At 66.8% G+C, this 14,364-nt stretch carries 14 protein-coding genes; 4 read left to right on the plus strand and 10 right to left on the minus strand.

Annotated elements, in window-relative coordinates; translation table 11 throughout:
* Window positions 1-47 precede the first annotated feature (47 nt).
* Both MRBLMC3_RS09065 and MRBLMC3_RS09070 read right to left on the minus strand, forming a co-directional pair.
* Window positions 48-344, minus strand: coding sequence for an RNA-binding S4 domain-containing protein (locus MRBLMC3_RS09065; protein ID WP_363735485.1), 297 nt, complete (start codon window positions 342-344; stop codon window positions 48-50).
* Complete coding sequence (locus MRBLMC3_RS09070; protein WP_363827784.1) at window positions 337-3,000, minus strand: DEAD/DEAH box helicase; 2,664 nt, start codon at window positions 2,998-3,000, stop codon at window positions 337-339. The genes MRBLMC3_RS09065 and MRBLMC3_RS09070 overlap by 8 nt, the downstream gene beginning before the upstream one ends.
* Window positions 3,001-3,196: 196 nt before the next feature.
* On the opposite strand from MRBLMC3_RS09070, the gene MRBLMC3_RS09075 reads away from it, so the two are divergent.
* A complete protein-coding gene (locus MRBLMC3_RS09075; RefSeq protein ID WP_363827787.1) occupies window positions 3,197-4,720 on the plus strand; it encodes a M23 family metallopeptidase in 1,524 nt (507 codons plus the stop codon).
* A gap of 36 nt (window positions 4,721-4,756) precedes the next feature.
* On the plus strand, window positions 4,757-5,554 hold the full coding sequence (locus tag MRBLMC3_RS09080) for a nucleotidyltransferase family protein (RefSeq protein ID WP_363827790.1): 798 nt from the start codon (window positions 4,757-4,759) through the stop codon (window positions 5,552-5,554).
* Window positions 5,555-5,606: 52 nt separating this feature from the next.
* On the opposite strand, the gene MRBLMC3_RS09085 is transcribed toward MRBLMC3_RS09080, so the two are convergent.
* Window positions 5,607-5,948 (minus strand): ArsR/SmtB family transcription factor, encoded by a 342-nt coding sequence (locus MRBLMC3_RS09085; protein ID WP_363735478.1) that lies wholly within the window; start codon window positions 5,946-5,948, stop codon window positions 5,607-5,609.
* A 289-nt stretch (window positions 5,949-6,237) separates the two neighbouring features.
* Here MRBLMC3_RS09085 and MRBLMC3_RS09090 point away from each other — a divergent pair, with 289 nt between their 5' ends.
* Window positions 6,238-7,362 (plus strand): site-specific DNA-methyltransferase, encoded by a 1,125-nt coding sequence (locus MRBLMC3_RS09090; protein ID WP_133654600.1) that lies wholly within the window; start codon window positions 6,238-6,240, stop codon window positions 7,360-7,362.
* A 42-nt stretch (window positions 7,363-7,404) separates the two neighbouring features.
* On the plus strand, window positions 7,405-8,526 hold the full coding sequence (gene folP, locus MRBLMC3_RS09095) for a dihydropteroate synthase (protein WP_363753406.1): 1,122 nt from the start codon (window positions 7,405-7,407) through the stop codon (window positions 8,524-8,526).
* Window positions 8,527-8,671: 145 nt separating this feature from the next.
* On the opposite strand, the gene MRBLMC3_RS09100 is transcribed toward folP, so the two are convergent.
* From MRBLMC3_RS09100 to MRBLMC3_RS09130, 7 genes are all read right to left on the minus strand, one after another.
* Window positions 8,672-9,589, minus strand: coding sequence for an NAD-dependent epimerase/dehydratase family protein (locus MRBLMC3_RS09100; protein WP_166666446.1), 918 nt, complete (start codon window positions 9,587-9,589; stop codon window positions 8,672-8,674).
* Window positions 9,590-9,592: 3 nt separating this feature from the next.
* On the minus strand, window positions 9,593-10,723 hold the full coding sequence (proB, locus tag MRBLMC3_RS09105) for a glutamate 5-kinase (protein WP_133654602.1): 1,131 nt from the start codon (window positions 10,721-10,723) through the stop codon (window positions 9,593-9,595).
* Window positions 10,724-10,847: 124 nt separating this feature from the next.
* The gene (gene obgE / locus MRBLMC3_RS09110; RefSeq protein ID WP_363827795.1) at window positions 10,848-11,945 is read right to left on the minus strand and encodes a GTPase ObgE; all 1,098 of its coding nucleotides are present in this window, start codon (window positions 11,943-11,945) and stop codon (window positions 10,848-10,850) included.
* 124 nt (window positions 11,946-12,069) lie between these two features.
* Window positions 12,070-12,660: a GNAT family N-acetyltransferase gene (locus MRBLMC3_RS09115; RefSeq protein ID WP_363827798.1), complete on the minus strand. Its 591-nt coding sequence runs from the start codon at window positions 12,658-12,660 to the stop codon at window positions 12,070-12,072.
* Between the two features lie 273 nt (window positions 12,661-12,933).
* The gene (gene rpmA / locus MRBLMC3_RS09120; protein ID WP_007683600.1) at window positions 12,934-13,203 is read right to left on the minus strand and encodes a 50S ribosomal protein L27; all 270 of its coding nucleotides are present in this window, start codon (window positions 13,201-13,203) and stop codon (window positions 12,934-12,936) included.
* A gap of 30 nt (window positions 13,204-13,233) precedes the next feature.
* A complete protein-coding gene (rplU, locus tag MRBLMC3_RS09125) occupies window positions 13,234-13,530 on the minus strand; it encodes a 50S ribosomal protein L21 (RefSeq protein ID WP_133654605.1) in 297 nt (98 codons plus the stop codon).
* 155 nt (window positions 13,531-13,685) lie between these two features.
* Window positions 13,686-14,324, minus strand: a complete 639-nt coding sequence (locus MRBLMC3_RS09130; protein WP_363753396.1) for a hypothetical protein — start codon at window positions 14,322-14,324, stop codon at window positions 13,686-13,688.
* Window positions 14,325-14,364 lie beyond the last annotated feature (40 nt).

A 14,364-nucleotide genomic window follows, 5' to 3' on the forward strand; every position in this document is an offset into this window, starting at 1 on the left:
TTTTTGGGTGGGCGTTAGCCGGGCTTGGCGGGAAGGATCATCGGGGCTCAGGCGCCCACGGTAAGTTCCTCATAACAGGATTGCGCTTCGGCCGCCGGGCCCCGGCGGCCGGGGAGCTGGAGGATGCGGACGACCCGGACGCCGCTGGGGTGGGGAAAGGTGATGAGGTCGCCCGCCCGCACCGGCGCGTGCGAGCGTTCGATGCGGCGGCCATTGAGGCGGATGTGACCGTCCTCCGCCATTTTCTGGGCGATGGAACGGCTCTTTGCGAGGCGCGCGAACCAGAGGAACTTGTCGATGCGCAGGCTGGGGCCGTGGGCCGGAACCAGGCCCGCGTCAGCCATTGCGGCCGAGCAGTTCGGCCAGGCCCGCAAAGGCGTTGTTGCCGGTGGGGGCTGGGCCGGACGAGGCGGCGGGGCGCGGCCCGCGGTCGTTGCGCGGCTTGCCCTGGGCCGGTGCGCCGCGCTTTTCACGGCTGGCGTGCTGTTGGTGCGCGCGGGCCTTCTGCCGGCCGCGGAAGGCCCAGTTGGGCCCGCCCTCGGCCGGCGCCTCCACGGCGCGGAAGCCCGCCAGGCGCATCAGTTGCTGGAAGGCATCCTCCGACAGGCCGAGCGAGACGATCTGCGGGCTTTGCGCGGTGAAGGCCTCGTTCTTTGCAATGGCCTCATGCGCGGTGCGGGCCATGCGTTCGGCCATGTCGATGCGCAGCATCTGTTCGCCAAAGCCGCGGAAGCCGGCGATGCGCGCGCCCATCTGTTCGGGCTTCTCGCCAGCCGGGATCAGGGTGAGGCCGGGGCCGGGCAGGGGCAGGCACGGCTTGCCCAGGCGCGCCGCCAGCAGGACAGCGCGCCAGCGTGCGGCGCCGGGCTTCAGCAGGCCGGGATGATAGATGTCGAGCACGCCGATATCGATGCCCGCGCGGCGCAGCAGATGGCGCTGGTCCTTGTCGAGATGGCCGAGCGCCGAATCGAGGTCGGTGCGCGCGATGACGCCGCCGGCATCGGCAAGCTGGGCAAAGACGGCGCGGACGACGGCGGGGACTTCCGGGTCGGAGGCGCTGGCCACCATCTTGGTGAGCGGCAGCAGATGCTTTTCCTTTTGCGCGTCCATCCACGCGGCGAGGCGGGCCGCCACCTGCTTCTGCACATCCTGGCCCAGCGCCAGAAGCGCGCGATCCAGCCGAATTTCCGGTGTCAGCAGCGTGGCGCCGCCGTGCAGCGTGGCCACCGGATCCCCCTTCCAGCCTATGCCGGGGGTCTGTCCTGCTTCGTCCATGAGCGCGAAATCAGTATCGGGTGCGCCCAGCAATTCGTCAGCCTTCACTCGCAATATCCTTCCAAGGCGCCGTTCAGCGGCCGCCAGCAGCATCTTCCTGTCCTGATGCCGGGTAGCGGGATCGACCGAGAAACGAAATCCGTCAAGTCGCCCGATCGTCTCGCCATCGACGCAGACTGTCCCATCCGGTTCGATTTCGACCGGCAGATTGGCCGCGCTCTGGCCAATATCCCTTAGCAGAACCGTGGTGCGCCGGTCCACGAAACGCTGCGTCAGCGCGGCGTGGAGGGCGTCGGACAGCTTTTCCTCCAGGGCGCGCGTCCGCTCCGCCATTTCCGCCGGATGGGCGAGCCAGTCGGCCCGGTGGGCGATATAGGACCAGGTTCGGGCGGCGGCGATCCGGCCGGACAGGGTGTCGATGTCGCCCTGCACCGAATCGAGTCGGGCAATTTGCTGGGCGAACCAGTCGCGGGGAATATGGCCCCCGGCACCCAGGCCGTCGTCCGACAGGAAGCGCCAGATGCGGCCGACGGCGCGGGCATGATGTTCAGCACCCAGCTTCTGGAAATCGGGCAGGCTGCACGCGGCCCAGAGGCGTTCGACCTGCTTCCTGCCGCGTGCCCGATCGATGACCAGCGGATCGTCGGCGAGCCGCTTGAGCACGGCAAGGTCGACCGCTTCGGGAGCGGCGCGCAGTTCGGGGCGGTCGGGTTTCTGCTCCAGATCGGAAATGAGGTGATCCAGCCTGTCGGTGCGGGGCGTGCCGTTGCGCCAGAAAAGCTGTTCCACCGGAGGGAAGCGGTGGGCCTCTATCGCCTCTATCTCCTCCGGCGTGAAGGCGGCGTCGCCGTCTTCATGGCCCAGGCTGCCGAAGGTGCCGTCCCGGTGGTGGCGTCCGGCGCGTCCCGCGATCTGCGCCATTTCCGCGACCGTCAGGCGGCGGGTGCGGCGGCCGTCATATTTGCGCAGCGAAGCGAAGGCGACATGCGCCACGTCGAGGTTGAGGCCCATGCCGATCGCGTCGGTGGCGACCAGATAGTCGACTTCTCCGTTCAGGAACATCTGCACCTGCGCATTGCGGGTGCGGGGCGAGAGCGCGCCCATGACCACCGCCGCTCCACCCCGGAAGCGGCGGAGCATTTCCGCCACGGCATAGACCTCCTCGGCGGAGAAGGCGACGATGGCGGAGCGTTTGGGCAGGCGGGAGAGCTTTTTCGCGCCGGCATAGCTGAGCGTCGAGAAGCGGGGGCGGCCGATGATCTCCGCATCGGGGACCAGCGCCTTCACCACGCGGCCGATGCTGGCTGAACCCAGGATCATGGTTTCCTCCCGCCCCCTTGCCCGGAGGAGGCGGTCGGTGAAGACATGGCCCCGTTCCGGATCGGCGCCGAGCTGGGCCTCGTCCAGGGCGACGAAGGCATAATCGCCGAGCCCGTCCTGCGCCGTTCCAGCCTGCCGGCCTGTGCCGATCGGCATCGATTCCGCCGTGCAGAGGAAGTAGCGCGCGCCCGGCGGCACGATCTTTTCCTCGCCGGTGACAAGGGCGACCTGCGCCGGCCCCTTCATGCCGACCACCCGGTCATAGACTTCCCGCGCCAGCAGGCGCAGCGGAAAGCCCATCATGCCGGAGGAATGGCCGCACATGCGTTCGACCGCCAGATGCGTCTTGCCGGTATTGGTGGGGCCCAGGACGGCGGTGAGGGGCGATCGGGCGAACTGGGCCATGGTCCCCGCTATGTCGGGCATGGATCGGGCAAGGGCAAGGGGGATTGGTCTGCCGGCCCCTTGCGCGGCACGGCCGGTCGCGGAAAAAGGGTTAAAAAAGGCGCGTTTATTTGACTTTAACCTTGCCCTTTTACAAAATTGCGGATGAGCGCGCGGCGGGGGTCGGGCGACATTTGCCCCGGGGGCCTGTTTTACCGTGTTTCATGATGGTCAGATCAATGCCCAGCAGGGTGGCGCCTCCGCGTCCCTGTGGCTGACTGACTCGATCCGCAACGGGGGGCCGGACCGGCGCGACTGGCGCGAGAAGCTGCGCGACTGGGCCGAGGATGTCGAACTGGTCCCCGACCTTGGCCAGCGGGTGGGAAGTTTCACCTGGTTCCGGGGCCTTGCGACCTGTTTCGGCTTGTGCGCGGCGGCGCTCTATCTGTCGCCGGGCTTTCATCCCTTGCCCGGCGAACGGCAGCCGCTGATGGCGGCCAGGCAGTTCGATGAAGTGCGCAGCCAGATGATCATGCCCCTGGCCCTGGGCGCGGACAGCGGGCGGCGCATGGGACCGACCGACGCGGTGCAACCGCTGCGCGAGACGCCGGAGCGGCCGCAGATCGAATTGCGCGCGCAGATCGGCGGCAGCGATTCGCTGTCACGGGCACTGGCGCGAGCGGGCGTGAGCAGCAGCGACACGGCGACGGTCACCAGCCTGATGGCGGGCGACATCGGCGCGGGATTGAAGCCGGGGACACCGCTGGACATCGTGCTGGGCCGGCGGGCGAGTCAGGACGTGCCGCGGCCTCTGGACAAGCTGGCTTTCCGGGCGCGGCTTGACCTGGGGATCGAGATTGCGCGGGTCGGCGGCGTGTTGCAGGTGCAGCGGACGGCGATCCATGTGGACGAGACGCCGCTGCGCATCCAGGGCGTGGTGGGCGAGAGCCTCTATCGCTCGGCCAGGGCGGCGGGGGCGCCGCCCAAGGCGATCCAGAGCTTCCTGCGCGTCGTGGCGCAGCAGGTCGATCTGGGTTCGATCTCCGCCGGCGACCGATACGACATCGTCACCGAATATCGGCGGGCCGACACCGGCGATGTGGAGGTGGGCGACCTGCTGTTCGCCGGGCTGCACCGGGCGAGCGGGCGCGGCATCGACATGCTGAAATGGACGCAGGACGGGCGGACCCAATGGTTCGAGGCATCTGGCGTGGGCCAGCGGCGCGGCGTGCTGTCGGCGCCGGTGGCGGGGCGCATGTCGTCCAGCTACGGCATGCGGCGGCATCCCATATTGGGCTATACCCGCATGCATGCGGGGATCGACTTCGCCGCCGCCTATGGATCGCCCATCTATGCCGCGACCGACGGCGTCGTATCCTATGCCGGGCGGCATGGCGGGCATGGCAATTATGTCCGGCTGGAGCATGGCGGCGGCCTTGCCACCGGCTATGCGCATATGAGCCGCATCGCGGCATCGCCGGGGCAGCGGGTGCGGCAGGGGCAGGTGATCGGCTATGTCGGGTCGTCGGGCCTGTCGACCGGACCGCATCTGCATTATGAATTGTACCGTAACGGGCAGACGATCAATCCGCTGTCGGTGCGCTTCACCACGACGTCGCAACTGGCGGGCAGGGAACTGGCGGCCTTCCGGACGCGGCTGGCGCAGTTGAAGAGCCTGCGCATCGGCCTGCCGGTGCAGGTGGCGCAGAAGACCGCAGGGCCGGCGGCGACCGGGAAATAGCTTTTCGTGGCGGACTCCCTCCGCTAACGGGCGGGAATGAACGCAGCGGCTTCCGACATCACCGCGATATTGCTGGCCGGGTCGCGGCCGATCCCTGATCCTTTGGCGGTGGCCGCCGGGGTTGCGGTCAAGCCGCTGGTGCCCGTGGCGGGGGAGCCGATGATCAACCGCCCGGCCCGTGCCCTGCTGGCGCATCCGGCGATCGGGCGGCTGGTCGTGCTGACGCAGGCGCCGGAATTGTTCGCCGCCGATCCCGCCACCGCCTGGCTGGCGGAGCATCCCAAAGTGCGGTTCGAGAAGAGCGGGGGCGGGATCGCGTCATCGATCATGGCCCTGCTGGATCGGGCGGATTTGCCCTTTCCACTGCTGATGACGACGGCGGATCATGTGCTGCTGGATGGGGCGATGCTCGACCAGATGGCAGGGCAGGCGTCCGGGGCGGACATTGCCGTGGCGATGGTGGAGCGGGCCACGCTGCTGGCGCGCTATCCCGGGTCACGGCGGACATGGCTGAAATTCCGCGATGGCTGGTGGTCGGGGGCGAACATCTTCTGGTTCGGCAGCATCAAGGCGCGGCCAGTGGTCGCCTTGTGGCAGGAGGTCGAGCAGGACCGGAAGAAGGGGTGGAAGATATTGTCTGCCTTTGGCCCGCTGGCCTTGCTGGGGGCGGTGTTCAGGATTTCCACGCTGCGGGGCGGGATCGCGCGGGTGGGGCGGCGGTTCGGGCTGGTCGCGCGGCTGGTGGCGATGGAGAAGGCTGAGGCCTGCATCGATGCCGACAAGCCGGATGACGTGCTGCTGATTGAGGCGATCCTGGCCCAGTCGGCTAAATAGATCTGCTACATGGAATTGCCGTGCTCCTGCCTTCGCAGGAGCAGGATGTTCCTTAATAGCCGTCCAGATCCTCCAGCGCGGTGAATCGCTGGGACCATAGCGCGCCATAGACCGCCATCCATTGCACCACCGGGGCGAGGCCCTTTGCCCTGGCCGTATAATAGGTTTCGCGCCCGGCCCGACGGGCCGTCACGAGGCTGGCGCGTTTCAGCTTGCCGAGGTGGCGGGACACCATGGGTTGCGATACGCCGGAGATGGCGGTGAGGGCGTGAACGCTCTGTTCCCCTTCGCGCACCAGATATTCGAGCAGGGCGCGTCGCGTGCCGTCCGACAGGGCCTTGAATAGTTCGTCGCAGGAGGCCGACCGATCGCCCCTCAAAACATGTTCCGTCATGGCCAATCCATACTCGTCGGGTTATGAATTGGTCAAGGTGAACGTCGTTTTTACCCTTCCAGATGGCGTTAACCAAAAAAACTTCGAGCCTCTTTCCATCTGAGTCTTTTGCGTCACACTAGCCGATCTTGAGTCTGCGAGGCGGCTGTCGACTCAATATCTAGTGGCTACCCGGTTCGTTCGCCGTTGCGTTAACCATTTTGTCAGGCGTGAACCCTAAGTTGCTGATCTTGACGGCTGACTCCGGAGGACTCATCGCTGGGCCTCAGAAGGAAACGGGGGTCACGAAATGGGTGTCATGGAACGCGTCGCGCCGCGGCGGAAAAAGGCGGTTGCGCCCGTAGAGGTCGAGGCCGACCGGCTGCTGCGTGGTGACTGCATCGCTGAAATGGCGAAGCTGCCCGACGCGTGCATCGACATGATCTTCGCGGATCCGCCCTATAATCTCCAGCTTGGCGGCGACCTGTTCCGGCCCGAGGGCAGCCGGGTGGACGCGGTCGACAATGACTGGGACAAGTTCGACACGCTGGGTTCTTACGACCGTTTCACCAAGGCATGGCTGCGCGAGGCGCGGCGCATATTGAAGCCCAACGGCACCATCTGGGTGATCGGCAGCTACCACAATATCTTCCGCGTCGGCACCGCGTTGCAGGATGAAGGCTTCTGGATCCTCAACGACATCATCTGGCGTAAATCCAACCCCATGCCCAATTTCAAGGGCACCCGCTTCACCAACGCGCATGAGACGCTGATCTGGGCGAGCCAGGGGGAGGACGCCAAATATACGTTCAACTACAAGGCGATGAAGACGCTGAACGACGAGTTGCAGATGCGTTCCGACTGGGTGCTGCCGATCTGCGGCGGGCAGGAGCGGCTGAAACGCAACGGCACCAAGGCGCATCCGACGCAGAAGCCCGAGGCGCTGCTCTATCGCGTGATGCTGGCCTGCACCAAACCGGGCGACGTGGTGCTTGATCCCTTTTTCGGCACCGGGACGACGGGGGCGGTCGCCAAGCGCCTGGGCCGCAGGTGGATCGGCATCGAGCGCGAGGATGATTATATCGAGGTCGCGCTGGAGCGGATCGAGGCGGCGTTGCCGCTCGATGAAAGCGCGCTGACCATCATGCAGACCGCGCGGCAGCAGCCAAAGGTGGCGTTCGGCACACTGGTCGAGACCGGCTATCTGCAACCCGGCGCGGTGCTGGTGGACGCACGGCGGCGCTGGCAGGCGGTGGTGCGGGCGGACGGTTCGCTGTCCGTGGGCGCGGATACCGGGTCGATCCACAAGATGGGTGCGACGTTGCAGGGTGCGCCGAGCTGCAACGGCTGGACCTTCTGGCATTGCGAGATAGAGGGCGTGTTGAAGCCGATCGACGCGCTGCGGCAGACCTATTTGTTGGCGAACGAGCCCTGAGGATCATCGGATGTTTCCGTTCGGGCTGAGCGGGGTTTGAACATGCTTTCCCAAATTCCCGCCGATGCGCGGCTTTATCTGCGTCCCACATGGTTCGTGTCGTCGCCTGTCGGCCTGGCCGAAGGATCGGCGGCGCGGATGGGCAATGGGCTGATCTGGTTCCAGGGCTATGAGCTGACCGCGCGAAAGGGCGGGCAGAAAGTGGCGCGGGCGACGGTGCCGGTCGCGACGTTCGACGATGTGGTGGCGGGCCTGCCCGAGCCCGTGGCGGAGCGGGCGCGGCTGTTGGCGGCCAATATCTCGGCGCCGCGGCAGCCCCTGATGCTGGGGGAACGCACCATCCGTTTCGACGCGCCGCAGGTGATGGCGATCCTCAACATCACGCCGGACAGCTTTTCCGACGGCGGCAAGCATATGGATGATCCGCAGGCAGCGGCCGATGCGGGCTTCGCCATGGCGGCGGCGGGGGCCGCGCTGATCGATGTGGGCGGGGAGTCCACCCGGCCCAGGGCGCCGCGCTTGTGGGAGGGGGATGAGATCGCCCGCGTCGTGCCGGTGATCGAAAGGCTGGCAGCGGCCGGCATTCCCATGTCCATCGACACGCGCAAGGCGGCGGTGATGGAGGCCGCGCTGGCCGCGGGAGCGGCGGTGGTCAACGATGTGAGCGCGCTGCGGCATGATCCCCGCGCCATGGACGTGGTGGTCGCGGGGGGATGCCCGGTCATCCTCATGCATGCGCCGTCGGCCGGCGATGATCCGCATGACAATGCGGGCGGCTATGGCGATGTCGTGGCCGATGTGTTCGACATGCTGGAGGAGCGGGTGGAGGCCTGTCTGGCGGCCGGGGTGCCGCGCGGGAAGATCATGGTCGATCCCGGACTGGGCTTTGGCAAGTCGCTTGCCGACAATCTGGCGCTGGTGAATGGCCTGGGGACCCTTCAGGGGCTGGGCGTGCCGTTGCTGTTCGCGGGCAGCCGCAAGCGCCTGATCGGGGCCCTGTCGAACGAGGCGCCGGCGGCCGAGCGGCTGGGCGGTTCGGTGGCCCTGGCGTTCCGCGCCGCCGAACTGGGCGCGCAGATGGTGCGGGTGCACGATGTGGCGGAAAGCGTGCAGGCGCTGCACCTTTGGCGCGGCCTGGCGGACGCGGGGTTGAGCGCCGTCTAGGACGGGTTTCGATCTGATCGAACCAGACCGCCGCTCTGGATTCTCTGTTTTCTGCGATTTCTTGACCAGCGATCGGTTCCGATCGCTTGGAAATCGCTCTGGAACGGCGTCCGCGCGCTGCCTTGAGCGGGCGCCGTTCCGATCGTCAGAGCCAGCCCTTCGCGCGATAGGCCTGGGCCGTCGCCTTCAATCCCTCTTCGGTCGGCACCTTGGGCACCCACAGCTTCCTGAGAGGTTGCTTGCGCTTCTTCACGACCCAATCGGGGTGGCAGAAATAATGGACCCGGTCGGGCGTCAGCTTCGCGTTCCTGCCGCGCACCAGCCGGTCAAGCCGCGCGCCCATGCCCAACAGCCAGGCTGGCGTCGCGAAGGCCCGCACCGGCCGTCCCACCGCGCGGCCGATCGCCTGCGCGAAGTCCATATGGTCCCAGCCGCCGGGCGTGCCGTCATCGACCTCATAGACATGGGTGAGGCTCTTCATGTCCTTTTCGACCGCCAGCGTCAGGAACAGGCGTGCAAGGTCGCTCACCTCGATCACCGACAGGCGTCCGCCAGGCGGCAGCAGCATGATCCCGCGCCGGGCCATGCGGAACAGTTCCAGCATTTCCCGGTCGCCCGGACCGTAGATGGCGGGCGGGCGGACGATGGTCCAGTCGAGGCCGCTTGCCTTCACGTGCCGCTCCGCCAGTTCCTTCGACCAGCCATAGTCCGAGAGCCCAGGCTCCCGCGCCGAGAGCGAGGACACGTGGATCAGCCGCCTGACGCCGCGCTGTCGCATCGCGTCGACCACCGCCATGGTGCCGCGGGCATTGCCCATTTCGAAGCCTTCGCGGTCGGGCGCGTTCACGACGCCGGCAATGTGGATGACCACATCGGCGTCGCGGACCAGCGTGTTGAGCGCCGCCCGGTCCTCCAGCGCACCGGGTACCCATTTGAGATGGGCGCGGGGCGGCTGTGCGCGGCGGGTGATGGCGCTGACATGATGCCCCGCCGCCAGCGCCTGATTCAGCGTCTCGGCACCGACGAAACCCGTCGCGCCCGTCATCGCAATGCGCAGGGACATGGATCAGACCATCGCCATATGATCGCGATGGACCAGCACGGATCGGGGCAGGTGCCCCAGCAGCGCGGCGATATCCTCGCTGCGCTTGCCGGCGATGCGGGAGGCTTCCTCGCTGTCATATTCGATGAGGCCGCGAGCGATCACCCGTCCATCCTGCGCCAATATGTCGACCACGTCGCCACGGGCGAAAACGCCCTCGCACCGAGTCACGCCGGCTGGGAGCAGGCTGTTGCCGCGTCCCAGGGCCGCCTCTGCCCCGGCGTCGACCACGATCCGCCCGCGCACCGTCAGGCGCCCGGCCAGCCAGCCCTTTCGCGCGCCCCTGGCCTGCGCCGCGAGGAAGATCGACCCCTTGCCGCCATTCGCCCAGTGCGACAGCGGCGAATCCACCTTGCCTGAGATGATCGCCAGATGCGCGCCGGCCCCGGTCGCTATCCGCGCCGCTTCGATCTTGGAGGTCATGCCGCCCGATCCCATTCCGGACGCCGAACCGCCGTCCGCCATCCCGGCGATGCGCGCATCGATGCGCTCGATTGTCTCTATCAGCATGGCGTCCGCATCGACATGCGGGTTCGCCGTGTAAAGCCCGTCGACGTCCGACAGCAGCACAACTGCGTCAGCCCGTGCCGCCTGTCCGATGCGCGCCGCCAGCCGGTCATTGTCGCCAAAGCGGATCTCCGCCGTGGCGACGCTGTCATTCTCGTTCACGACCGGTACGACGTCGAGCGCCATCAGCCGTTCCAGCGTGGCCGACGCATTGAGATAGCGGCGGCGGTTTTCCAGATCGTCCAGCGTCACCAGCATCTGCGCCGCGGTGATGCCGTTTTCGTGGAGCAGGCTGGCCCAGCATTGCGACAGTGCGATCTGGCCAGTGGCGGCGGCCGCCTGCGCGTCCTCCAGCGAGCCGCGCCCGCCTTTGGGCAGCTTCAGCCGTCGCGCGCCAAGCGCGATCGCGCCGGAGGAGACGATGATGATCTGCTGCCCCGCCGCCTTGCGGGCCGCGATGTCGGCTACCAGCGTGCGCAGCCATGCGGTGCGCACTTCCCCCTGGGGATCGACGAGCAGCGCCGAGCCGATCTTGATGACGAGGCGACGGATTTGCGGAGGGGGAAAGCCGGAGAGGGAGGGGGTCATCTATGTCTTCCTCCCCTCCCGCAGGCGGGAAGGGTTGGGGTGAACGCGAGCGAAGCGGGCCTTGGGTCCGGGGAGAGGTGATCAGCGCCGTTGCCCGGTACGATCGGCCTGAGGGAGGGGAGAATCAGAGGGGCGACCACGGCTTATCGTCTTCTTCCACCCCATCTTCATCCTCATCCTCTTCGCCGGGGTGGTCCAGCAAGGGCAATACCGCGTCCAGCAGTGCCGGCACGCCTTCGCCGGTCGCGCCGGAGATGATGAACAGCTCCTCCACGCCTGCCTCTTCCCGGATCTGGCCGGCAATGTCCTCCATCAGGTCCGGCCCCAGCAGGTCGCCCTTGTTGAGCGCCACGATCTGCGGCTTTTCGTCCAGGCCGCCGCCATAGGCCGCGAGTTCATCCTGGACGATGCGGAATTGTTCGATGGGGTCGTCGCCGGTCGCGTCGATCAGGTGCAGCAGCACCCGGCAACGCTCGACATGGCCCAGGAAGCGGTCGCCGATGCCGGCCCCCTCGGCCGCGCCTTCGATCAGGCCGGGAATGTCGGCCAGGACGAATTCCCTGTCGCGATGCAGCACCACGCCCAATTGCGGCTTGGTAGTGGTGAAGGCGTAGGCGCCGACCTTCGCCTTGGTGTTGGTGACCTGGTTGATGAAGGTGGACTTGCCCGCATTGGGCATGCCGACCAGCCCGACATCGGCCAGCAGCTTCAGTCGCAGCCATACCCACATTTCCTGCCCCGGCCAGCCCGTGCCATGCTGGCGCGGGGCGCGGTTGGTGCTGGTCTTGTAGGACAGGTTGCCGCGTCCGCCATCGCCGCCGCGCAGCAGCACGATGCGCTGGCCGACTTCGGTGAAGTCGGCCAGCAGTTCCTGCTCATATTCCATCGTGCCGTCCTCATCCTCGGTGCCGTCGATGGGCGTGGGATCGGACAGGATCTGCGTGCCGACCGGCACCTTGATGACGAGGTCGTCGCCGCCGGCGCCATAACGGTTCTTGCCCATACCGGGCATGCCGCGCTGCGCCTTGAAATGTTGGGTGTACCGGAAGTCGATCAGGGTGTTGAGCCCAGCTACCGCCTCGAAGATGATGTCGCCGCCCTTGCCGCCGTTGCCGCCGTCGGGACCGCCATATTCGACATATTTTTCGCGCCGGAAACTGACCGCGCCGGGACCGCCCCAGCCGGACTTGATGTAAATCTTCGCTTGATCAAGAAAATGCATCGCGCGCCCATAGCGGTTTATGCGGCGGAATTAAACAGGGGCGCGGCAAAAGCGGCCGCTTCTTCCAAAACACTGTCGGGCTGGGGGGAAGGCGGCGCAAAGCCGCCCTCCCGGCCGCAAGGGGTCAGGCCGCCAGAGCGGGCAGCGAATCGCCGTAAAGATCCATCGACGAATCCGTCATCATGGGGATTGCGCGCCCTTCCTCAGCGACGCCCTGCTCGAAGATCAGGCAGTCGGCCGCCGCGCCGCGAGCGAGGCTGAAGCGCCTTTCCGTCTTTCCCCTGTAGTGGAAGCCGATCTTGCGCAGGACGTTGCCGGACGCCGGATTGTCCACGAAATGGGCGGCGCGCGCGTCGCGGACGCCCGAGGCGCGGGCCATGCACATGACGGCGCTGGCTGCCTCGGTCGCGAAGCCGAGCCCCCAATAGGGGCGGGCGATCCAATAGCCCAGTTCGACCGCGCCATCCTGCGCCCTGTGGAGGCCGCAGCCGCCCACCAGGCGCGGCGCGCCCTTGGTACGGGTGAAGGCGAGCAGGCTGGGCAGGCGCAGGTCCTGCGGCTGGGCCAGGAATGCCTCCGCATCGGCCAGGCCATAGGCGGCTGGCGCGCGGGCCAGGTTGCGCAGGACGGCCGGGTCGCCGATTGCGTCGGCAAGGGCGCGGGCATCTTCCATCCAGCCAGGCCGCAGCAACAGGCGGGGGGTACGGGCGAACATCGAAAGTCTCCTAATCTCCGGCGCGCCAATGACCGTGAAAAGTTACGGCTTGACGACTGTCTTCTCTGGCTGGGCCCCGCCCGCATGACGCGCGAGAAAGGCCACGGTTCCAGAGAGTTGAGGGAAATACAGGGGAGACGGCTTTTGATACGAAAAAGGGACGCTCCCGGAAGGGGCGCCCCTTGTTTCCCTCGAACACTGGCGGTCTGGCCAAAGCCGTTCCGTCAGGAGGATCGCCCCGATTGCGAGGGACGATCCGTCATCGATCGTCCGTTATTCGGCTGCTTCGGCCATGGCGTCGACCGACACATATTTGCGGCCGAGCTTGCCGGTGTGGAATACCACGCGGCCTTCACCCAGCGCGAACAGCGTGTGGTCCTTGCCCATGCCGACATTGCGGCCGGGATAGACGCGGGTGCCGCGCTGGCGAATGATGATGTTGCCGCCGATCACTTCCTGACCGCCGAACTTCTTCACGCCAAGGCGCTTCGATTCCGAATCGCGACCGTTGCGCGACGAACCGCCAGCTTTCTTATGTGCCATGACTTAAACTCCTCGTGACTTTGCTGCGGCTCAGGCGATCGACACGATCTTGAGGATCGTGTGATTCTGGCGATGGCCGTTGCGACGACGGTAGTTGTGCCGACGGCGCTTCTTGAAAACGATGACCTTCTCGCCCTTCGCCTGCGCGATGATTTCGGCGGCGACGGTCAGCTTGGCTGCGTCCTTCACGTCGCTGCCTTCGCCGGCGAACAGGACGTCATCCAGCGTCACCTTGTCGCCAGCCTCACCGGCCAGCTTCTCGACGACGATCTTGTCTCCGGCGGCGACGCGATATTGCTTGCCGCCCGTGCGCACGACTGCGAACATGGCTCTTCTCTTCTCGTTCAAATCTGCTTTACGCAGATCGTCGAGGGACTATGCCCTGTTGGACCCGCGCGGGAATGTGGCCCGCTACTGGAATGACTCGCCCATGTCAACCGGCAAGCGCGGCATTCGGGGCTGGTTTTTGGCCTGGTCCGTCCCTATCTTCGCCCGGCGCAGGGCCAGCGGACGGCCAGCGAAGGGATAGCATCACGGATGACGCCAGCGCCATACAGGAATGAAGCCTTGGCGGGCCGGTTGTTGTTCATCCTGACATTGTGGCTGTCGCTGAGCGTCGCCCTGTTGAGCGCACTCGCGCCCCTGGGGCCGCCGTCCAGCCGGTTCACCGGCTCCGCCTTCAATCCGGCCACCACCAGCGTGGTGTTGAAGGCCCGCGCCCATGCCAGTCCCGTTGCCATGCAGGCAATGGAGCCGGATGACGACGGAAGGGCGTCGTGGCCGACGTTCGCCGTGGGCGTGCCGGGGGTCGTGGCGATGCTGCTGGCTGTCGTCCTGCCATATGCCGGCAACCGATTCCCGCGTTCCTCCTTCTCCTTCCCGCCCTTGCGCCTGCTGTCCCGCCAACGGGCGCGGGCGCCTCCTGTTCTTTCCTGACGCATCGTTTCCAGGCCACCGTTGCGGCCGCCGTCAGGAAAAAGGAGCCTCTTCATGACCCGCAGAAGATCGCGACGCGGCGGCACCAGGCCGTCCCGCCGCCGTCCGCCATGGTGGTTCATGCCCGCCGTCATGGCGGGATTGGGCGCGGCCGGCGCCTTGTTGTCGGCGGCGATGCTGACCATCGCTGAATGAATATGATATGCCGCCGATGGAGGAAGCCCC

Origin of the sequence: Sphingobium sp. LMC3-1-1.1 (assembly GCF_040676285.1) — a bacterium.
Lineage (GTDB): Bacteria > Pseudomonadota > Alphaproteobacteria > Sphingomonadales > Sphingomonadaceae > Sphingobium.